We start from the raw sequence: 19,136 nt of genomic DNA, 5'->3' as shown, positions 1-19,136 counted from the left end.
TGCAGGTCGAACCGGTCGGGTGACTTATGTTCACTTGGCGTGCACTGGAACGACATCCGATGAGTTCAGCATTGACGCGGCAACTCGGCGGGAAGTTCGACGAGGGCAAGGGTTTGGAGCGGTATGCAGTGGAAGAAGGTCGTCGCGGCTCTGGGCGCGTCCGCGACGGTGATGTCCGGCTTGGTTTTCGGCAGCGGGTCGGCGAGCGCGGCCCCCGGCTGCCCGAGTCTGTATGTGGTGGCGATTCCGGGTACCTGGGAGACCGGGCACGACAAGGCGCCGCAGCCGGGCATGCTGTCCGGCGTCACCCGAGGTCTGCCGTCCTCCGCGGAGGTCGACTACGTGACCTATGCCGCCACCGCCTTCCCTTGGGAGGGTGAGGTTTACGGCAACTCGAAGAAAGAGGCGGTCGACAACGCGCGCGGGCTGATCGCGGCCATGGCGCAGCGTTGCGGCGCGACCAAGATCGCGCTCGTCGGCTACAGCCAGGGCGCGGACGCGGCCGGTGACCTCGCCGCCGAGATCGGCACGGGGCTCGGTGTCGTGTCGCCCGACCGCGTCGCCGGTGTCGGCCTGATCTCCGATCCGCGGCGTTCGCCCACCGACGCCCAGGTCGGCCCGATCGCTCCCGGCGCAGGCGCGGGCGGCCCCCGGGTCGGCGGCTTCGGCTGGGTCAGCGACCGTACGCGCACCATCTGCGCCGTCGACGACCTCTACTGCGCGACCGCGAGCGACGACTTCGTCACACGGTTCGCTGGATTCCTCGCCCAGGCGTCGGACGCCAACCCCGCCAACCTCTGGCGCTACCAGATCGAGGCGGGCAACATCATCGGCGACCTGATGTCGCTCGGCGGTGTCCCGACGCTGCAGGCACAGCTGACCGACTCGGCCAACCAGCAGCGGGCCAAGGATCTCGAGCGCTTCTACAAGTCGCAGGCGCACACGGTGTATGGCAGCTATCAGGTGGGCGGCGGCCAGACCGCCATCTCCTGGATGCGCAACTGGATCGCGGGCATGGCCTGAGCCATCGCGGAAACCACAAGGCCCACCTCCGGATATGGAGGTGGGCCTTCGGTTTTCCCGGGCGAGCGGGCTAGCTCGACCCGGTCGGCGGCGAGTACTGCTTGAAGTGGTGGAACTCCCGCTGCGGCGGGGCATCGCGCCACGGGTGGTCACCCGGCCCGGGGCGCGGGCCGTCGTGCCTTTCGTATCTTTCGAAGTGACGGGGACGGTTGATATCGGCACCCTGCTCCGGTTCGTCCACGACTTGGACGTGGACCCCGTCGGCCGGCCCGGCCGGCGTTTCAGCGGATGCGGTCCCGGCGAGCGCGGCAAGCGGAACCGCGATCAGCGCGCCCGCCACGGTCACCCGGGCGAGACGCCATAGCGGCGTAGTGGTTTTGGAGAGCGACACGGAATTCCTTTCTCTCGAACCGTGAACCACTGTGCGAGTGGCTCACCGGTCCCATCGAAGATTCCGTCGCTGGGACACCGGTGCGATGGTCCTGGCAATCGGCTGTGAAAGGCTCAGCTCCGCGGAGCGATATTGCGCGGCAACAGATCCCACACGTGCCCGTTCTCGTTGACCGTCGCCGCTGTGCGGCGTCCATTGCGGGAGAAGAGGATGCGGGTGATGGAGCAGTAGTCGATGGGGAACGTCAGCGGCCGTGCCAGTCCGAGGATTTCTTGCAGCGTCACATTGATCACCCCGCCGTGTGCGAACACGATCACGGTGTCCTCTGGTTCCGCAGCGGCGACAATGTCGGCGACGGCGGCGCGCACTCTCGTCTTGAAGGCATCGCCATCGATCTGCAACGGGAAATCCCCGGCCTTGATCCGCTCGTACGCGTCCCGGAATTCGATCTTGGCGTCTTCGATCGGAATATAGGCGGGCAGATCGCGATCGTATTCGGCCAGGTCGTCGACGATCTCCACGCCGAGACCGAGTTTCGCGGCGGTGGGTGCGGCCGTTTCCCGCGCCCTGCGCTGCGGACTGCTCACCACCCGGGAGATCCGATGATGCCCGAGTGCCGCGGGCACCCGCTCGGCCTGCTCCAGCCCCACCGGTGCCAACTCCGGGTCCGCTGGTCCGGCGGAGTTCGATATCCGGACCGGCTGAGCATGGCGAACAAGTATCAACTGCACACGCCCACTCTGCCCGATCCCCAGTAACCGGTTCCATCCGGACCCACTGTCCCTGCTCGGGCCACAGGTCGGTGAGAGACCCCGATATCGATCGGCTCCGAGTCGGGCTACTCGGCACGAACAACGGCCCGGTTCGCTCACGCGAGCCGGGCCGTCGACGTCTGCCCTAGGTGTTCTTCTTCCGCTTGGTCAACAGGTAGATACCGGCGATGATCAACGCCACGACCAACAGGCAGCAGATCGCGCCGATGATCAGGCCGCCGCCTCTGCTGCTCTTCTTCTTTTTGGCGGCAAGTTCCGTCGCCGAACTCATCCACACGTCCGGGCTCGCCCACACGGAGTGGTCCAGCAGACTCGCGTTGGCCAGCAGGTCAAGGTACATATCAAACCCCTTAAGGTGTATCGGCCTCCTCCCGGAGCCGAATATCCAAGCGTAGCCGTCCCATTCGCTGGAGAAGAACCGATCGCGGAGAAGGCTCGCTCAGCGTGGTTTCACCAGCGGGAAAGCCAGCGTCTCGCGAATGCTGCGTCCGGTGATCAGCATGACGATCCGGTCCACGCCCATCCCGAGCCCGCCGGTCGGCGGCATCGCGTGTTCCAGCGCCTGCAGGAAGTCCTCGTCGAGCTCCATCGCCTCCGGGTCGCCGCCCGCCGCGAGCAGCGACTGCTCGGTGAGCCTGCGCCGCTGCTCCACCGGATCGGTGAGTTCGCTGTAGGCGGTGCCGAGCTCGACACCCCACGCGACCAGGTCCCAGCGCTCGGTGACGCCCGGTATGCTGCGATGCTGCCTGGTGAGCGGGGACACCGAGGTCGGGAAGTCGATGTAGAACGTCGGTTCCTCGGTGCGGGACTCGACCAGGTGCTCGTACATCTCCAGCACCACTTGGCCCGCGTCCCAGCCGTGCTGATAGGGCACGTCGACCTTGTCGCACAGCTCGCGCAGTTCCTCGACCCCGGTCTCCGGCGTGATGGCGGTGCCGATCGCCTCGGACACCGCCGCATGCACCGTGATCACCCGCCACTCGCCGGAGATGTCCACCTCCTCGAACGTGCCGTTCCCGGTGGGCCGCAACGCCACCATCGCACCGTTGGCCGCGATCGCGGCGTTCTGGATCAGCACACGGCACAGGTGCATCATGCGCTCGTAATCGCTGTGCGCCTCGTACGCCTCCAGGATGGTGAACTCGGGGTTGTGGCTGAAGTCGACGCCCTCGTTGCGGAAGGTCCGCCCGATCTCGAACACCTTCTCCATACCGCCGACACACAGACGCTTCAGGTACAGCTCGGGCGCGATACGCAGGTAGAGGTCGAGGTCGTAGGCGTTGATGTGGGTGTCGAACGGCGTCGCGTTGGCGCCGCCGTGCACTCGTTGCAGGATCGGTGTCTCCATTTCCAGGAATCCCCAGGAATTCAACGAATCCCGCAGCGAGCGCACTACCGCGCTGCGCTTGGCCAGCACCTCGCGTATCTCGGTGTTGATCGCCATGTCGACGTAGCGCTGCCGCACCCTGGCCTCGGGATCGGACAGGCCTTTCCACTTCTCCGGCAACGGGTGCAGGCACTTGCCCAGCATCCGCCAGTCCGCCGCGAGCAGCGACAGCTCACCACGCCTGCTCTGCCCGATCTGGCCGCTCACCTCGATCAGGTCGCCGAGATCGAAGAACTCACCGAACTCGGCGCTGCGTTCGGCGCCGACCCGGTCGCGATCGATCATCAGTTGGATGTCGTCGGTCCAGTCGCGGACCACCGCGAAGATCACGCCGCCGTAGTCGCGAATGCGCAGCAGCCTGCCGCAGACCCGGACGGTGGTGCCGCGCGGAGACCGCCGCGCCTCGGCGACGGTGTGCGTCGGCGGGTAGGCGACCGGGTAGGGGTCGATACCGGAATCGACAAGGCGCGCAAGCTTGTCCATGCGCACGCGAACCTGCTCGGGCCTGCGCGGAAGCTCCTGCTCGCCCGGAACTTCCGAGATAACCGGTGGGCTGCCGTCGGCATGCAGGCCCGTCATTGCCGCGGGCACCGCGGTGTGCTCGCCGGTGTGCGTCATCGTGCCGGGCTCCTTGCCGAGCCGTGGGAGGAAACCCTCGGCCAGCGCGCTGGCCACCGCGACTCGCGGCAGGTGCCTGCGTTCCTCGAACACGAAGAACCGGGGAGCCCAAAGCGGCTGGTACTTGACGTTCGAGCGATACAGCGCCTCCAGCTGCCACCAGCGTGAGAAGAACAACAGCACGCCCCGCCACAAGCGCAGCACCGGACCGGCGCCGATCCGGCCGCCCTCCTCGAACACCGAGCGGAACACCGCGAAGTTCAATGACACCTTGGTGACGGCGAACTGGTCGGAGTTCAGCGCGAGCTGCGAGATCATCAGCTCCATCACGCCATTGGGACCTTGGGGATCGCGGCGCATCAACTCCAGGGAGGCACCGGTGCGGCCCCACGGGACCAGCGACAGCATCCCGAGCACCCGGCCCTGCGGGTTGACCGCCTCGACCAGCAGGCAATCGCCGTCCAGCGGGTCACCCAACCGGCCGAGGGCCATGGAGAAACCGCGCTCGGTCTCGGTGTCGCGCCAGCTTTCCGCGCGGGCGATGATCTGGGGAAACTCCTCGGCGGGGATATCGCGGTGTCTGCGAATGCGCACCCCCACGCCGTGCTTGCGCAGCCGGTTCGCGGCCTGGCGCACCGGCTTCATCTCCGGCCCGGCCAGGGAGAAATTCCTGGTGTCCAGAATGGCCTCGTCGCCGAGACGCAGGACGGAAAGGCCCGCGCGCCGGTACGCCGTCGCGCCGAGTTCGCTCGCGCCCATCACCGCGGGAGCCCACCCGAATCGGTCGGCCAAGCGCAGCCAGGCATCGATCGCCTGCGGCCAAGCCTCGCGGATGCCGATCGGGTCGCCGCTGGCCAGGCAGACGCCCAGCTCCACCCGGTAGGTCACGGCCGCCTTGCCGCTCGGTGCGAACACCACCGCCTTGTCCCGGCGGGTGGCGAAGTAGCCGAGCGAATCCTCCACGTCCGAGCGTTCCAGCAGCCCGCGGATCGCCGATTCGTCGGTCCCGGTCATCGCGTTGGCCGCGCGCTGGGAACGCAGCAGGATGATCACGGCGGCCAGCAGCGCGACGGCGCCGAACAGGCCGAGCAGGAAGTTGACGAACGGCCGCGGATGGCCGTCGAAGTGCTCGTTTTCCGCCAGTACCGCCGCGGTCACCCGGTACAGCGCCCAAGCGGGTCGCTGCACGCCCGGCGGCAGGGTGCCGGGGAACAACTCGACCAGGCCCCAGCCCAGCAGCACGCCGGCGGCCAAGCCGCCGACCAGCACGCCGAGCGCCTTCCAGCCCGCGCCGTGGCGCACCTTGGTGTAGAACTCCGGCCACGCCGCGATGAGCACACCGATCACCGCGAGGTGCAGCACCATGGCCACCAGCGCGTGGATATTGCCCTGCTCGGTGAAGGTGAGGATGTTTCCGACCGTGTAGCTCGCGAGATAACCGACGAGCAACCACCAGGCGATTCGTTTCCGGCTGGCGATCGCGCCCGCCAGCAATCCGACGACCAGCGCCCACATCAAATTGGTGTCCGGCGCGTCGAAGTAATAGTCGTCGATGTAGCGGCGCGGCACCTGGGTCAGGAAACGAAGTCCGGGGGAAAGGCTCCAGAGAAAGCACAGCACCGCGAACACACCGAGGGTCGATCCCGCGATATGCGGCACTTCCGAAAGTCGTCCGTGCCCACGGTGTGGGACCGGCGAGGTCGGTCTGTCCGGGGGCGATGCGGTATCGATGTGTTGCTGGGCTTGCGTGGACGTCACGGAACCAGTGTGTACGCAGCTGTGTCAGATTTGCCACGCCTGTGGCGCGGCGTGTCAGTGCTCGTAAGTCGACGGTTGCTCATAAATCGCTGGAGGTGTAGGGCGCTGTCTGGTGAGTCGGGATGGCGGAGTAAGTATTTACCTCATGTCAGAACCAGTCGATGTGCCGATCGATGATGACGTCATTCGGCTCGGTCAGTTTCTTAAACTGGCCAACCTGATCGAATCCGGTTCGGAGGCAAAGACCGTGATCGCCGCCGGATTGGTGCGAGTGAACGACGAGGTCGAGCTACGTCGCGGACGACAGTTGCACGTCGGTGACGTGGTCGCCATCGCCGGTCACAAGGCCAGAGTGACCGCCTGACCGCGGCCGCGGCACCGGCGGTCCGCTTCGGATGGACCGCCGATTCAGCGTCGGTGCGCGACCGCTCACTCCATCGCTGAGTGCTCGGCGCGCACGACGACGCCGTCGTGGTCGCTGTAGAGCATCTCGCCGGGGATGAAGGTCACCCCGCCGAATTCGACCGGCACATCGCGCTCACCGCTGCCGGTCTGGGTGCTCTTGCGCGGGTTGGTGCCCAGCGCCTTGATGCCGATATCGAGGGTGCGCAGGATGGCGGAGTCGCGGACCGCGCCGTTGACGATGACGCCTGCCCAGCCGTTGTCGACACCGCGCCCGGCGATGATGTCGCCGACCAGCGCGGTGTGCACGCTCGCACCGCCGTCCACCACCAGCACCTTGCCTTCGCCCGGTTCGCCGAGCGTCTGCTTCACCAGCAGATTGTCCTGGAAGCAGCGGATGGTGGTGATGCGTCCGGAAAACGCCGCACGCCCGCCGAACTGAATGAACTGCGTGTCGCAGCTGCGGATCTCCGGGCCGATCTCATCGGCCAGGTCGGCGGTGGCGATTACATTCTGCGATTCGGTCACTGTAGCTATTTTGCCGCGCCCGCAGCGCGGTACGTTCGCGGGGTGTGTTCGTTTCGGACGTGGACCACCGCCGTGCGTGGTTACTCAGCGCACGTACGTCTCGGCTTGCGTTCGCGGCTCACGCTAACGGTGGCCGTAGCGCAGTTCGTATAGGTCCCGATCGTGTTCGGTGATCTTGCCGTGATCGACCAATTCCGGATTCAAGCCGTGCTGGACCAGGCGGAATCGGCGCCAGACGTAGCTGAGCGCGACCGTGAAGACGACCAGGGGAACGATCATCATCACGATCAAGCCGATCTTGAGGGGTAGCGGCCCGGGGAACAGCAGCACCAAGGCGAAGAACGGGATGGCCGGCCCGAGAAACCGGACGAGATATCGCTCCATGGCCCCGTGTCCGACGAGGTCGTGAATGACCCACTCGTGCAGCTCCTCGGGGAGCTCGCGGCCGAGATCGTAGGCGATCCGCTGCCTTATCGTGGGGGTTTTCATGCGTCAAGGCTATGCCTGTGGTATAAGTCACCGCTAGGTCGTGGACGTGGCTCAGGCGCGGCCATGTCTGCGTTCGTAGTCGAGGCGTTCGCGTTCGGCCCGGCGGCGAGCGCCGGCGTCCGCGAGCGCGGGGTCGAGACCATGCTTGATCAGCCGGTGCCGCCGGTAGACGTACAGCAGCGCCACCGTGAAGTAGATCAGCGGCAGATACAGCAGCGCCATCATCGCCAAGCCCATCCATAGCGGACCCGGCAGCAGCAGGAACAGCATGAGCACCGGAAGCACCGGCACCAGGAACCGCACCAGATAACGCCGCGTCGCACCGGGACCGACCAGATCCGCACGCACCCAATCGGTCATCGAGTCCGGCAGCGTGCGGCCGCAGATATAGCCGATCCGCTGAGTGAAAGAGGGTGTCGCGCTCACGGCTCCAGCATCCCGACCTCGATATCGCTCGCGCAACCGCGCTCACTCCAAACAGCGACGCAGTCGCCCGCGGCGGGCGCTCGGACACGATCCACAGGTCGACCACGAACGCACGGCGCCGCAGGCGCTGAGGATCAAACAGTGCGCGCGGCGTGGAACGCGGCGATCTGCGTCACCAGGTTGTGTGTGGTGTGCTGCACGGCGATCTTCACGAACGGTTCGATGGTCTTGCCGAGTGCGCGCCCGGCCAGGCCGCCCGGCACCCGGTAGTCCACGATCGCGTCGACGGTACACAGAGCGTCGCCCTTGGCGTGGAACAGGAAGGTGGACTCGATCTCGAAACCCTTGATGGACTTCACCCCGATGGCGTAGTCCTTCTCCCACCGGATCACCTCGATCCGCGACTTCAGCGCGGCGGGTCCCAGCTTCATGTGCCCGTCGAAGGTGGCGCCGACACCTTCGGTCTGCTCGCCGACCGGTGTGAAGGACTGCACGCCGTGGAGAAAGCGCGGGAGGTTCTGGTAGTCGTTCACATAAGCGAACGCGGACTCCGCCGAGGCAACGCAATCCTCGACGATCTTCACTTCGGTCATACGGAAACCCTAATGGGCGCAGGGCGACACCGGTTCATGCGGTGACCGCGAGCGTCGCGGCCAGCCCGAATGCCAGCGCCATCACGACCACCTCGGCGACCGCACGGCGCAGCGAAGCGTCCGCGTCCATCCGGTGGCCGGCCGCCCGCGGCACCCAGCTGCGCCGCCACCACCAGCCGAGCGCGAGCAGTCCGAGCAGCACCACGGTCTTGGCGAGCAATATCCTGCCGTAGCCGGTCGTGACGAACGGAACGATTCCGCCGACGCGGATCAGCCCGTTCAGCAATCCGGTCAGCGCCACCGTGACCACCAAGGGCAGCGCCACCGCCGAATATCTGGGCAGCACGACCGCCCACTCGCCGCGGGTCCGGACCACCAGCGCGAGCGCGATCAGCAAACCGAGCCAGGCGGCCGCCGCCAACGCGTGCACCGCCGCGAGTACCGAGCCGAATGCCTGCTGCGACATGTGCCCGGTGATCGGGCGCAAGGCCAAGGCGACCGCCGCGAACACCAGCACGAGGTCACCCGATGCGGACTCGGGCCGCCGGAAAGCCAGAGCGGACCCGCCCGCAACGGCACCGGCGCCGATCAGGATCGCGATCCCGACCTGTCCGCCGCTGACATCGACCAGATAGGCGCCGAACTGCGCGGCGCCGAGGTCGGCGACCGGAACGCCGACCACGTCCGCCGCCTCGAAGACCAGCACGGCGAACTCGGCAATCGCCCAAACCCCGGCGAGGACGGCCAGCAAGCGCCACGGCGTCCGCAGCCGCGGCGCAACCCTGGGCAGCGCGGCCAACCCGAGCGCGGTCGCCCCGACGCCGTCGGCCACCACCCGGACCACCGCCTCGGCGGGCAGCGGCTCCGGCACGATCAAGATCCACGCGAGTGCCACCCCGGCCAGCCCGGACGGGATGCTGAGCAGCAGCGCGGGCCAGGGCGCGCGGTCGGCGGCCCGTCCTGCGCCCCGGCCGCCGATCTTCACGTCGTTCACCGCTTCGGGTTGCGGCTCCTGCCGCCGAACAATGCGAATGCGAGCCCGCCGCCGAAGAGCACGATCGCGCCGGCGACGAACACCCACAGCGGAACGCCACCGGAGTCGTCCGCGTGCTCGCTCGCCTTGGCGTTCGGCTTGGGTCCGGGCGTGCCGTTTCCGGGCTTGCTGAGCGTGAAGTGCCGTTTGCCGCTGACCGGGTGGCCGTCGGCCGAGGTCACCCGGTAGGCGATGGTGTACTCACCGGCCGGCCCCAGCTCGCCGACGGTCACGCTGACCGTCTTGCCCTCGACCACCGGATCGCCCTTGGACCAGAGGTTGCCGTCCGGGCCGACGACCGTGAGCGACGGAAAGCTGGGTTGCAGTTCTTCGTTGAACGTGACGCTGACCCGGGCCGGCCCGGCGTCGACCGTCGCGTTGTCCTCTGGAACGCTACCGGTGGCCGCGGAATGCGCGGTGGCGACTCCTGTCGCGGCGATACCGAATCCGAACAGGAACATGGCCGCCACCATGGCGGTGAGCAGACGGCGGATCATGAGCGCCGCCCTCGGATCACGTTGCCGAGACCGAGCGCGACGCCGAGCACGCCGAGCGCGAGGCCGATCCCGCCGAGCCAGCGGGCGGTGTCGTCCGCGTGGTCGGCATCGTCGACGGCGGCCTCGCTGTCCACTTTGTGCCCGTCTGCCACGTTGTCGTCGCGCGCGCTGAGGGTCACCGACGGCGCCGGATGTTCGGGCTCGTCGCCATCCTTGCCGACCGGCTGGTCCCAGCTGACCACCTTGCCGTCGGAGTAGGCCTGCCTGGCGGGGAAGCTGACCGAATCCTGCTTGGGCAGCGGGCCGAGCGACACCGCGAAACGCTGGAATTGACCGGGTGGAATGCCGGGTGCACCGGGATCGGCGGTCCAGGTGACGGCGGTGACCTGGGACTGCTCGTTACGTTCGACCCTGGCCGACCACCCCGGAATGGGCTCGGTCCTGACGGATTTCAGATTGGGCAGGGTGACGGTGAGCGCCGTGGTGCTCGCCGTGTCGGACTCGGTGGGCACCCGGAAGTTGGCGACGGTGTATCCGCCCTGGGTCGCGCCGGGCGCGTCCACCGTGACATGTGCCGCGGCGGTGCCGCAGGCGAGCAGGACGAGTCCCGCCGCGCCTGCCGTCGTGCCGACGGCGCGCGAAATCGAGCTGTGCATGCTGAAAGCCTTCTGTGCGAAAGGAAGTGGTGTCGGGATGATCAGGCCGACACCGGTGGCGCGCGAGGACCGATCGCGCCGTTCGGAGCACAGCGATAGGGCACAAGGCCCGGGTCCGGCCAGTGCGGCGCGCTGATGATCCGCGCCGCTCGAGGAGGGGCGAATATGGCGCGCAGCGCCCCAGAGGTCACTGCGTAGAGCCGCCCGGCGAGCACGACCAGGACCGCGCAGCCGAGCGTCGCGAGGGCGTGCGCGAACAGCATCCAACCGACTGGCAGGGTGGGAAGTGTTGTGGCTGCGCCGCTTCCGTGCCCGGCGTGGTCGTGCCCGAGCAGACCGGACAGCACGGCGTGGCCCGCCAGCTGGCCCACCCCGAGCAGCCCGAACAGCACGGGGCCCGGACGTCCAGGCGCCATGCCCGCGGCCGACCCCGCCGCGGCGGCGATCAGCAACAGCAGCGTCAGCTCGGCGGAGTCGGGAACACCGCCGCCCGCGGCGCCATGCGCCGCCACGGCGAGCGTCGCGACGAGCGCACCGACCAGCCCACCGCGCAGGCGGCCGGCGATCAGGTGCGGGGACATCGGGATGGTCCGGCTCAGCGCACGCCGAGCCGGGCCAGGATGTCGGACTCGATCCCGGACAGCTCGTGCGCGATCGACGCGTGCACGGCGCGACGTCGATGGGCCGGCATCTGGTCCGAGGTGCGCACGGCGGCGGTGAGGCTGCCGAGACGGTCTTTGGTGGCGGCGGTGAACTTCTGCGTCTCGCCCTTGTCCTTGCCGTCCTGGCTACCGACCTTGCCCAGCGCCGCTTCCGCGTTCGCGATCCTGGCCTGGAGCTTCGCGCCGTGCCCGGTGAAATCGCCGAGCTGGTCGATGCCGATGCCGAGCTGCTGGGCGCGGCGGGTGTCGAGCTGACCGCGCAGGAACGTCGCACCGCGGTAGGCGAGCGGGGCGAGCACCGGGATGAGCACGCGGGCCACGCCGAGGTACTTCTTCACCTGACTCGCGCTGAACGGATCACGCTCGGCCTTGGCGGCCACCTTCAGCGCGGCCTTCTCCTCCGCCTGGAGCGCGGCGATCTGCGCCTTGGCGACCTTGCGCTGGGTACGCGCCTCGGCGCGGCGGGCTTTGCGGTCGTTCTTGGCTGCGAGCTTGGCCTCGATCACGGCCTTGTGCTTGAGGGCTTTCGCCTCGGCCCTGCGGCTCGGCCGCCGTTTGCGCTTCGTGAACAACCCCATCGAAGGCCCTCCGTCATGCTGGTTCGCCATGGCAGTACGACGCCGGGGAAGGCCGTCCGCCCATGTCACACAGTTCGCCGCTACCCTATCGGTTCGATGCTGATCGCTGCGAGGGTACTGCGCCGTGCACGCGTCTCAGGCGGCATGCCGCACTGGAAATCAGATGGCCCGAAAAACCCGCACAGCGGAGTTGTCGGGGGGAGGGACCATACTGCATAGCGTGGATTCGGACATCGGTGACCAGGATGGTCGCAAGCGCAACGGCTCGGCCGTGGATCGGCCCGCCGACCTGCCGACCGCCTTCATCGATGCCAGGGCGCTGATCGGATGCCGCCATCGCCTGCGTCTGGACGCGGCGCATCCCGAGGCACTGACGGGAATCACCGAGGACGCGGGGGTCCGTCAGCGCAGAGATGCCGCCGCCGCGCACCGCGGCCGGGTGCGCGACGCCCTGATCGCGGCGGCCCCTGACACATGGGTGGTGATCGATCCGAAACTGCGCGCCACCGAGCGGGCCGAAGCGACGATGCGCGCGTGTGCGGCCGGCGCGCAACGCATCTGGGGCGGTCTGCTGCCGCAGGAGCCGGAAACAGGCCGGCGCGGCGGCGCGGAGATCCTGCTGCGTGACCAGGAACGCGGCGGATACATCCCGATCATCGTGGTGAACCACAAGGTGACCGACCCGCGGCAGCCGGAACCGGCGGACTTCCATCCCACCACCACGGACCCATATCGCTGGAACCCGCAACCGGATCCGTACCGGAAACTGCGTCAGCAGCCCCGCGACCAGCAGCGCCTCGCCCACCTGCACCGGATGCTGCAGCGGCACGGATTGGCCAGTCCGGCGGTGGTCGGCGGCGTGATCGGCTTCGACTTCGACCGGATCCTGGTGCATGATCTCGCCCCGCTGCTGGCCGACTACGACCGCCGCTATGCCGACCGGATCGCGGTGGTGCGCGGCGAGCTGCCGACCGTCCCGTCCAAGGTGCCCGAGTGCAGGCAGTGCCCATGGTGGAGTCGGGGCATCGAGGGGCCCAGCTGCGAGAGCTGGCTGATCGAGCGCCGCGACGTCAGCTTGGTGGCGCCCGGTTCGCGCGCCGAGGTGCTGCGCAGGCACGGCGTCGAGACGATCGACGAACTGGCCGCCTGGATCGGCGCCGATCCCGAGGACTGGCAGCACGGCCCGTTCGACGAGGCGGTGGTGACCGCACGGGCCTGGATCGTGGGCGCGCCGCTGGTGCGCCGGGTCGAGCCGGTGCGGGTCCGGCGGGCCGACGTGGAGGTCGACGTCGACCTGGAAAGCTTCCAGGAGCACGGCGCCTACCTGTGGGGAACGCTGCTGGACGGCGTGTACCGCCCGTTCGTGACCTGGGACCCGCTGCCCACCGAGGACGAGGGCCGTTCCTTCGGCGAGTTCTGGACCTGGCTGATGACGGTGCGCGCCGAGGCGGCCGCGGCAGGGAAAACGTTTGCCGCCTATTGCTACTCGCGCACCGCCGAGGACAAATGGCTGTACGAGTCGGCGCGGCGGTTCGCCGGACGCCCGGGCGTGCCGACCGTGGAGCAGGTGCGCGCGTTCGTGGACGGGCCGCAGTGGGTGGACATGTTCCAGGCCGTCTCCGACCATTTCATCTGCCCGAATGGCAAGGGACTGAAGAAGATCGCACCCGTCGCCGGATTCGCCTGGCGCGATCCCGAGGCGAGCGGCGAGGCGTCGATGAGCTGGTATCGACTCGCGGTCGGCTACGACGGCGCATTCGATCCGGCCCAGCGCACCCGGCTGCTGGAGTACAACGAGGACGACGTGCGCGCCACCCAGGTCTTGCGCGAGTGGATGACGACCCGCGCCGACTCCGAGGTTCCCGGTCTGGCCGATTTCCGGCACGCGTCCGCACTGCCACCTTCGGGCCCGTCGGTCGGCGACGGCGGTACCATCGCGACGTGACAGAGCACGTCGAAAAACTCGAGTTCCAGGCAGAGACTCATCAGCTGCTCGAGCTGATGATCCATTCGGTCTACTCCAACAAGGACACCTTCCTGCGGGAGCTGATCTCGAACTCCTCCGACGCGCTGGACAAGCTGCGGCTGGAGTCCTTCCGGGACAAGGATCTGCACGTCGACACGTCGGACCTGCACATCGAGCTGTTGGTCGACAAAGACGACCGGATCCTGACCGTTCGGGACAACGGCATCGGTATGTCGCGCGCCGAGGTGGTCGACCTGATCGGCACCCTCGCCAAGTCCGGTACCGCAGAGCTGCGCAAGCAGCTGAAGGACGCCAAGTCCGAGGCCGCCGCGGAGGAGCTGATCGGCCAGTTCGGCATCGGCTTCTACTCCACCTTCATGGTCGCCGACAAGGTCACGCTGACCACCCGCCGCGCGGGTGACTCCATCGGCACCCGGTGGGAAGCGACCGCGGGCAGCTCCACTTACACGATCGAAGAGCTGGACGAGGCCCCGCAGGGCACGTCCGTCGCACTCCACCTGAAGCCGGTGGACGAGGAGGACCACCTCTTCGACTACACCCTGGAGTGGAAGCTGCGCGAGATCGTCAAGAAGTACTCCGACTTCATCGCCTGGCCGATCCGCATGCAGGTCGAGCGGACGGTCACCGAAGGCGAGGGCGAGGACGCCAAGGAGACGACCGTCCTCGAAGACCAGACGCTCAACTCCATGAAGGCGCTGTGGACCCGCCCCAAGAGCGAGGTCAGCGACGAGGAGTACAAGGAGTTCTACAAGCACGTCAGCCACGGGTGGGACGATCCGCTGGAGATCATCCCGCTGAAGGCCGAGGGCACCTTCGAGTACCAGGCGCTGCTGTTCATCCCGTCGCACGCGCCGTTCGACCTGTTCGCCCGCGAGCACAAGCGCGGTGTACAGCTCTACGTCAAGCGGGTGTTCATCATGGACAACTGCGAAGAGCTGATGCCGGAGTACCTTCGCTTCGTCAAGGGTGTGGTGGACGCGCAGGACCTGTCGCTCAACGTCTCCCGCGAGATCCTGCAGCAGGACCGGCAGATCCAGATGATCCGCAAGCGCCTGGTGAAGAAGGTGCTGTCCACGGTGAAGGATCTGCAGGGCGCCGAGGACCAGACCAGCTACCAGACGTTCTGGAAGGAGTTCGGCCGCGTCCTCAAGGAGGGCCTGCTCTCGGACTTCGACAACCGCGAGACGATTCTGCAGGTCTCGTCGTTCGCCTCGACGAACTCCGACTCCGAGCTGACCACGCTGGCCCAGTACCTGGAGCGGATGCCAGAAGGCCAGGACAGGATCTACTACATGACCGGCGAGACCCGGCAGCAGGTCGAGAGCTCCCCGCATCTGGAGGCGTTCCTTGCCAAGGGCCGCGAGGTGCTGATCCTGACCGACCCGGTCGACGAGATGTGGGTCGGTTCGGTGCCGGAATTCGACGGCAAGCAGTTCCAGTCCATCGCCAAGGGCGAGGTCGACCTGGAGACCGAAGAGGAGAAGAAAGCCTCCGAGGCGCTGCGCGAGCAGCAGGACAAGGACTTCGCCGACGTGCTGGCCTGGCTGGGCAAGACGCTGGAGGAGAGCGTCAAGGAGGTCCGTCTCACCAACCGGCTCACCACCTCGCCCGCCTGCCTGGTCGGTGACGTCTTCGACTTCACGCCGATGCTGGAGCGGATGTATCGCGCGTCAGGTCAGGTGTTGCCGGAGACCAAGCGGATTCTGGAGCTCAACCCCACCCACCCACTGGTCACCGGCCTGCGCGACGCGTACGCGGCGAAGAAGGACGAGGCGGACGCGGGCACCGCGGCCGAGCTGTCCGAAACCGCCGAACTGCTCTACGGCACGGCGGTGCTGGCGGAGGGCGGCGAGCTGAAGGATCCGGCGCACTTCGCGCACATCCTCACCGACCGGCTCACCCGCACGCTGTGAACCGTCCGCGACCGGAGGACCGTGATGTCCTCCGGTCGCGGCGGGCCGCGGGACGCTGTTTCGGCCATTTCGCGGTTTCCGAGGCGCTCGAGATGGCATATTCGCAGAACTGGGGAGTTCGTCCCCGGTGTGGCGCGGTTAGATGGGGATGGCTGAAAGGATCGTCCGAACATGTCCGGAAACCCGCTTGCCGTCGCTGAGCCGTGGGACCTTGTCGCCGACGGATACGCCGACTTCGCGCCCGCCATCATGCGGCCGTTCTCGGCCCGCGCGCTCGAGTTCGCCTCGTTGTCGCCCACGTCGCAGGTCGTGGACGTGGCGGCGGGCCCTGGCACACTCAGCATGCTGGCCGCCGAGCAGGTGGCAGTGGTCGAGGCGATCGATTTCTCCGAGCCGATGATCGCGCGGCTGGCGAAGGACGCCGCTGCCGCCGGGCTGACCAATATCCGCGCCCAGGTGAGTGACGGGCAGGATCTGCCGTTCGAGTCCGATCGGTTCGACGCCGCGTTCTCGATGTTCGGTCTGATGTTCTTCCCCGAGCGGGCCAGGGGATTCGCCGAGTTGTTCCGGGTCTTGCGGCCGGGCGGCACGGCGGTGGTGTCGAGTTGGGCGCCGGTCGCGGACTCGCCGCTCATGCGGATGATGTTCGGAGCCCTGGCCGCGGCCGACCCGGACATCCAGGAGCCGCAGCCGAATTTCCTGAGCCTGGAGAACCCGGAGGTCTTCGAATCGGAGATGCGGGGCGCGGGCTTCGAAGCCGTGTCGATTCAGCGGCATTCGATCGCGCTCACCTTCGACAGCCCGGCGCAGATGTGGGAGACCATGGTGCGCAGCAGCGCGCCGCTGGAACTCATGCGCCACAGCGTCAGTGCGGAGGTTTGGGCCCAGCGAGCCGCGGTCATGCAGGCATATCTCGCGGAGAAGTACCGGCCGAACTGTCCGCTGTCCACCACCGCGTACCTCGGCATCGGGCACAAGCCGCAGGATTGAACCGGCCGCGCGCGGCATTCCGCAGACCGCGCGCAGCCGGGTAAGCGGAATTACCGCGGGGCCATGCGCAGCGCGCCGTCCATGCGGATGGTCTCGCCGTTCAGGTAGTCGTGTTCGACGATGTACTGCGACAGCTGCGCGTACTCGTCCGGACGGCCGAGGCGGGAGGGGAAGGGCACGCCCGCCTCGAGCCCCTTGCGGTACTCCTCGGTGACGCCGGCCAGCATCGGGGTGTCGATGATGCCGGGGGCGATGGTGTTCACCCGGATGCCGAACTGAGCCAAGTCGCGCGCGGCCGGAACGGTCATGCCGTGCACGCCGCCCTTGGACGCCGAGTAGGCGATCTGGCCGATCTGGCCCTCGAACGCGGCGACGGAGGCGGTGTTGATGATGACGCCGCGCTGGCCGTACTCGTCCACGGTGTCGGTCTTCGCGATCGCGTCGGCGGCCAGCCGCATGACGTTGAAGGTGCCGAGCAGGTTCACCGTGATGACCGTGCGGAACAGCTCCAAGTCGTGCGGGCCGTTCTTGGACAGGATGCGTCCCGCCCAGCCGACGCCCGCGCAGTTGACCACGATGCGCAGTGGCGTGCCGGACTCGACGACCTGCTCGACGGCCGCGCTCACCTCGTCGTTGCTGGTGACATCGGCCGCGATGAGGGTGACCCCGTCGGGCACGTTGTCGCCGGCGCGCTCGATCGACTGCGGCACATCGAGGCCGAAGACGGTGGCGCCGAGTTCGGCGAAACGCTTGGCGGTGGCGGCGCCTAGGCCCGATGCGCCCCCGGTGACAATGGCGGCGGAACCCGAAATCTCCACGATGGTCCTCTCGTTCGTGACAGCCAGTTGGCCCTTCGTCAATTGCACCTTAGTAGGCGCGCTCGAACGTAGTCTGTCCGCAGCCCCGCGCACCGCCGGAGCCAAGGCACGGCTCCCCGGCCAGGGGAGCACCCTGTCGGACATGCCACCCGAAACAACCCCGCAGAATGGAGCGGCCACGTCAGCTCGACCGGATACCGGAGTCACCGCATGACCGAATCGGCCATCAGCGCCCGCCTCCCGCGCGGCAGGCACGGCCTGCCGCGGGAGCAGGTGATCGCCTCGCAACGCGAGCGGATCCTGATCGCGACAGCCGAGGCCATGGCCGAAAACGGCTATATCGGAACGTCGGTTGCGGCGATCCTGAAGCGGGCCGGTGTGTCCCGGGAAACCTTCTACGAGCAGTTCCGCTCCAAGGAGGATTGTTTCGAGGCGGCCTACGAGCGTGCCGTGCGGCTACTGCTCGATCGGATCGCCGAGGCCACCGAGGCGGAAGAGGTCTCGGCAGAGGGCACCGAGCCCGTGGCACGAATGGACCGGATCCTGCGCGCCTACCTCCTGCATCTGGTGGACGATCCGGCCAGCGCACGGCTGTTCCTGGTCGAGGTCTTCGCGGTGGGATCAGCGGCCATCGCGCGCCGTGCCCAGCTGCAGGAGTTGTTCGTCGGTTTGATCGCCGACGTGCTCGAAGCGCGGACCGAACAGCAGCGCTTCGCCTGCCAGACCCTTGCCGCCGCGGTGGGGTCGATGGTCACCGCTCGGATCGCGGCCGGTGACTCGGACGGTCTGCTCGCGCTGCGGAAACCGCTGCTGGATCTGGTGCGTCGAGGTGGAGATCTGTACGGGGTGGCGCTGGAAGATTCCGGCGAACCGCCCGTCTGAGCAGCAGCGCCACACCGGCCAGCGCGGGAGCGAGCGCCGCTAACCCGGCCACCGCGCCGCCGTGGAGGGCCGGTGCGGCCGCGCCGAGCAATGTCGCCGCACCGAAGTAGAGGAACAGCAAGCCCGAGCCGATGCCGATCGCGTGTTCCGGAAGGTGCTTGCCGACCAGGATGCCGACCGCGATAGCCAGCGCGTCGGCGGCGACCATGCCGATCGTCGAGCCGAGCCAGACGCCCGCCCAGTCGAAGTCGGTGGCCAGCGCCGCGGTCGCGAACATGGTCCGATCGCCCAGTTCGGCCAGCAGGAACGCGGACAGCACCACGAAGAACGGTGCGCTCGCGGTCTTGGGCGCCTTCGGCTCCGGTTCCTCGTCGGCGGGGCCGAAGTGCTCACGCAAGGTCCACAGGCCGACGGCCAGGAAGGTGATGGCGGCGACCAGGGCGATCGCCCGGGTGGGTAGCGCCGTACCGAGGAAGTGGCCGACACCGACCGAGATCAAGTGCACCGCCGCCGTGGCCGTCGCGATGCCACCCAGCACTACCCACCAGCGATAGCGCAGGGCGAACGTCAGCGCCATCAGCTGGGACTTGTCTCCCAGCTCGGCGAGAAAGACGATGCCGACGCTCAGCAATACGGTGGCGATCATGTGTGGCTTTGCTCCAAGGTCTCCGGCCTGCCGGTCGGAGATACGGGTAGCCTCCGGCCGACAACGAAACGGTTGTCCGGGCCGAA

The 19,136-nt window shown here is 67.8% G+C and carries 20 protein-coding genes and 1 pseudogene; 6 read left to right on the top strand and 15 right to left on the bottom strand.

Annotation, left to right across the window (positions count from 1 at the left end):
- Window positions 1–123: 123 nt before the first annotated feature.
- A complete protein-coding gene (locus IU459_RS00275) occupies window positions 124–1,023 on the top strand; it encodes a cutinase family protein (RefSeq protein ID WP_195127396.1) in 900 nt (299 codons plus the stop codon).
- Window positions 1,024–1,093: 70 nt separating this feature from the next.
- On the opposite strand, the gene IU459_RS00270 is transcribed toward IU459_RS00275, so the two are convergent.
- From IU459_RS00270 to lysX, 4 genes are all read right to left on the bottom strand, one after another.
- Window positions 1,094–1,414, bottom strand: a complete 321-nt coding sequence (locus IU459_RS00270) for a hypothetical protein (protein ID WP_195127395.1) — start codon at window positions 1,412–1,414, stop codon at window positions 1,094–1,096.
- A gap of 113 nt (window positions 1,415–1,527) precedes the next feature.
- Window positions 1,528–2,145 carry a histidine phosphatase family protein gene (locus tag IU459_RS00265; protein WP_195127394.1) on the bottom strand — a complete coding sequence of 206 codons (618 nt, stop codon included), beginning with the start codon at window positions 2,143–2,145 and terminating at the stop codon, window positions 1,528–1,530.
- 166 nt (window positions 2,146–2,311) lie between these two features.
- The gene (locus IU459_RS00260; protein ID WP_195127393.1) at window positions 2,312–2,527 is read right to left on the bottom strand and encodes a hypothetical protein; all 216 of its coding nucleotides are present in this window, start codon (window positions 2,525–2,527) and stop codon (window positions 2,312–2,314) included.
- 99 nt (window positions 2,528–2,626) lie between these two features.
- The gene (gene lysX / locus IU459_RS00255; protein WP_195127392.1) at window positions 2,627–5,950 is read right to left on the bottom strand and encodes a bifunctional lysylphosphatidylglycerol synthetase/lysine--tRNA ligase LysX; all 3,324 of its coding nucleotides are present in this window, start codon (window positions 5,948–5,950) and stop codon (window positions 2,627–2,629) included.
- Window positions 5,951–6,095: 145 nt separating this feature from the next.
- Here lysX and IU459_RS00250 point away from each other — a divergent pair, with 145 nt between their 5' ends.
- On the top strand, window positions 6,096–6,314 hold the full coding sequence (locus tag IU459_RS00250) for an RNA-binding S4 domain-containing protein (protein WP_195127391.1): 219 nt from the start codon (window positions 6,096–6,098) through the stop codon (window positions 6,312–6,314).
- Window positions 6,315–6,379: 65 nt separating this feature from the next.
- On the opposite strand, the gene rraA is transcribed toward IU459_RS00250, so the two are convergent.
- The 9 genes from rraA to IU459_RS00205 form a co-directional block, all read right to left on the bottom strand.
- Window positions 6,380–6,880, bottom strand: coding sequence for a ribonuclease E activity regulator RraA (gene rraA, locus IU459_RS00245; protein ID WP_195127390.1), 501 nt, complete (start codon window positions 6,878–6,880; stop codon window positions 6,380–6,382).
- A 123-nt stretch (window positions 6,881–7,003) separates the two neighbouring features.
- Window positions 7,004–7,369 carry a DUF5313 family protein gene (locus tag IU459_RS00240; RefSeq protein ID WP_195127389.1) on the bottom strand — a complete coding sequence of 122 codons (366 nt, stop codon included), beginning with the start codon at window positions 7,367–7,369 and terminating at the stop codon, window positions 7,004–7,006.
- 51 nt (window positions 7,370–7,420) lie between these two features.
- Window positions 7,421–7,795, bottom strand: a complete 375-nt coding sequence (locus IU459_RS00235; RefSeq protein WP_195127388.1) for a DUF5313 family protein — start codon at window positions 7,793–7,795, stop codon at window positions 7,421–7,423.
- Between the two features lie 134 nt (window positions 7,796–7,929).
- Complete coding sequence (locus tag IU459_RS00230; RefSeq protein WP_195127387.1) at window positions 7,930–8,388, bottom strand: SRPBCC family protein; 459 nt, start codon at window positions 8,386–8,388, stop codon at window positions 7,930–7,932.
- 34 nt (window positions 8,389–8,422) lie between these two features.
- The gene (locus tag IU459_RS00225) at window positions 8,423–9,373 is read right to left on the bottom strand and encodes a CopD family protein (RefSeq protein ID WP_324198704.1); all 951 of its coding nucleotides are present in this window, start codon (window positions 9,371–9,373) and stop codon (window positions 8,423–8,425) included.
- Window positions 9,374–9,378: 5 nt separating this feature from the next.
- Entirely contained in the window at window positions 9,379–9,918 is a 540-nt protein-coding gene (locus IU459_RS00220) for a copper resistance CopC family protein (protein ID WP_195127386.1), read from the bottom strand.
- On the bottom strand, window positions 9,915–10,574 hold the full coding sequence (locus IU459_RS00215) for a YcnI family copper-binding membrane protein (RefSeq protein ID WP_195127385.1): 660 nt from the start codon (window positions 10,572–10,574) through the stop codon (window positions 9,915–9,917). The genes IU459_RS00220 and IU459_RS00215 overlap by 4 nt, the downstream gene beginning before the upstream one ends.
- A gap of 41 nt (window positions 10,575–10,615) precedes the next feature.
- Complete coding sequence (locus tag IU459_RS00210) at window positions 10,616–11,155, bottom strand: hypothetical protein (RefSeq protein ID WP_195127384.1); 540 nt, start codon at window positions 11,153–11,155, stop codon at window positions 10,616–10,618.
- 14 nt (window positions 11,156–11,169) lie between these two features.
- A complete protein-coding gene (locus tag IU459_RS00205; RefSeq protein WP_195127383.1) occupies window positions 11,170–11,814 on the bottom strand; it encodes a DUF6474 family protein in 645 nt (214 codons plus the stop codon).
- Window positions 11,815–11,977: 163 nt separating this feature from the next.
- Between IU459_RS00205 and IU459_RS00200 the strand changes: the two genes are divergently transcribed.
- From IU459_RS00200 to IU459_RS00190, 3 genes are all read left to right on the top strand, one after another.
- A complete protein-coding gene (locus IU459_RS00200) occupies window positions 11,978–13,759 on the top strand; it encodes a TM0106 family RecB-like putative nuclease (protein WP_195127382.1) in 1,782 nt (593 codons plus the stop codon).
- Complete coding sequence (gene htpG, locus IU459_RS00195; protein ID WP_195127381.1) at window positions 13,756–15,714, top strand: molecular chaperone HtpG; 1,959 nt, start codon at window positions 13,756–13,758, stop codon at window positions 15,712–15,714. The genes IU459_RS00200 and htpG overlap by 4 nt, the downstream gene beginning before the upstream one ends.
- 171 nt (window positions 15,715–15,885) lie before the next feature.
- Window positions 15,886–16,704, top strand: a complete 819-nt coding sequence (locus tag IU459_RS00190; RefSeq protein ID WP_195127380.1) for a class I SAM-dependent methyltransferase — start codon at window positions 15,886–15,888, stop codon at window positions 16,702–16,704.
- Between the two features lie 50 nt (window positions 16,705–16,754).
- Here IU459_RS00190 and IU459_RS00185 read toward each other — a convergent pair whose 3' ends face one another.
- Complete coding sequence (locus IU459_RS00185) at window positions 16,755–17,522, bottom strand: SDR family NAD(P)-dependent oxidoreductase (protein ID WP_195127379.1); 768 nt, start codon at window positions 17,520–17,522, stop codon at window positions 16,755–16,757.
- 210 nt (window positions 17,523–17,732) lie between these two features.
- Between IU459_RS00185 and IU459_RS39235 the strand changes: the two are divergent.
- Window positions 17,733–17,948: pseudogene (locus IU459_RS39235) on the top strand (TetR/AcrR family transcriptional regulator); the annotation flags it as partial.
- 325 nt (window positions 17,949–18,273) lie between these two features.
- Here the strand turns inward: IU459_RS39235 and IU459_RS00175 are convergent.
- A complete protein-coding gene (locus tag IU459_RS00175; protein ID WP_195127378.1) occupies window positions 18,274–19,050 on the bottom strand; it encodes a TMEM165/GDT1 family protein in 777 nt (258 codons plus the stop codon).
- Window positions 19,051–19,136 lie beyond the last annotated feature (86 nt).

Source organism: Nocardia amamiensis, assembly GCF_015477605.1.
Lineage (GTDB): Bacteria > Actinomycetota > Actinomycetes > Mycobacteriales > Mycobacteriaceae > Nocardia > Nocardia amamiensis_A.
Note: the sequence above shows the minus strand (reverse complement) of the source record. Positions and strands in the feature narration are given on the sequence as shown.

What these genes read in the sequence shown, in the direction of transcription:
- IU459_RS00275 (WP_195127396.1), top strand. Translation starts at nt 124, where the DNA reads ATGCAGTGGAAGAAGGTCGTCGCGGCTCTGGGCGCGTCCGCGACGGTG.
- IU459_RS00260 (WP_195127393.1), bottom strand. Translation starts at nt 2,527, where the DNA reads ATGTACCTTGACCTGCTGGCCAACGCGAGTCTGCTGGACCACTCCGTG.
- IU459_RS00250 (WP_195127391.1), top strand. Translation starts at nt 6,096, where the DNA reads ATGTCAGAACCAGTCGATGTGCCGATCGATGATGACGTCATTCGGCTC.
- IU459_RS00240 (WP_195127389.1), bottom strand. Translation starts at nt 7,369, where the DNA reads ATGAAAACCCCCACGATAAGGCAGCGGATCGCCTACGATCTCGGCCGC.
- IU459_RS00230 (WP_195127387.1), bottom strand. Translation starts at nt 8,388, where the DNA reads ATGACCGAAGTGAAGATCGTCGAGGATTGCGTTGCCTCGGCGGAGTCC.
- IU459_RS00220 (WP_195127386.1), bottom strand. Translation starts at nt 9,918, where the DNA reads ATGATCCGCCGTCTGCTCACCGCCATGGTGGCGGCCATGTTCCTGTTC.
- IU459_RS00215 (WP_195127385.1), bottom strand. Translation starts at nt 10,574, where the DNA reads ATGCACAGCTCGATTTCGCGCGCCGTCGGCACGACGGCAGGCGCGGCG.
- IU459_RS00210 (WP_195127384.1), bottom strand. Translation starts at nt 11,155, where the DNA reads ATGTCCCCGCACCTGATCGCCGGCCGCCTGCGCGGTGGGCTGGTCGGT.
- IU459_RS00205 (WP_195127383.1), bottom strand. Translation starts at nt 11,814, where the DNA reads ATGGGGTTGTTCACGAAGCGCAAACGGCGGCCGAGCCGCAGGGCCGAG.
- IU459_RS00200 (WP_195127382.1), top strand. Translation starts at nt 11,978, where the DNA reads ATGGCCCGAAAAACCCGCACAGCGGAGTTGTCGGGGGGAGGGACCATA.
- IU459_RS00190 (WP_195127380.1), top strand. Translation starts at nt 15,886, where the DNA reads ATGTCCGGAAACCCGCTTGCCGTCGCTGAGCCGTGGGACCTTGTCGCC.
- IU459_RS00175 (WP_195127378.1), bottom strand. Translation starts at nt 19,050, where the DNA reads ATGATCGCCACCGTATTGCTGAGCGTCGGCATCGTCTTTCTCGCCGAG.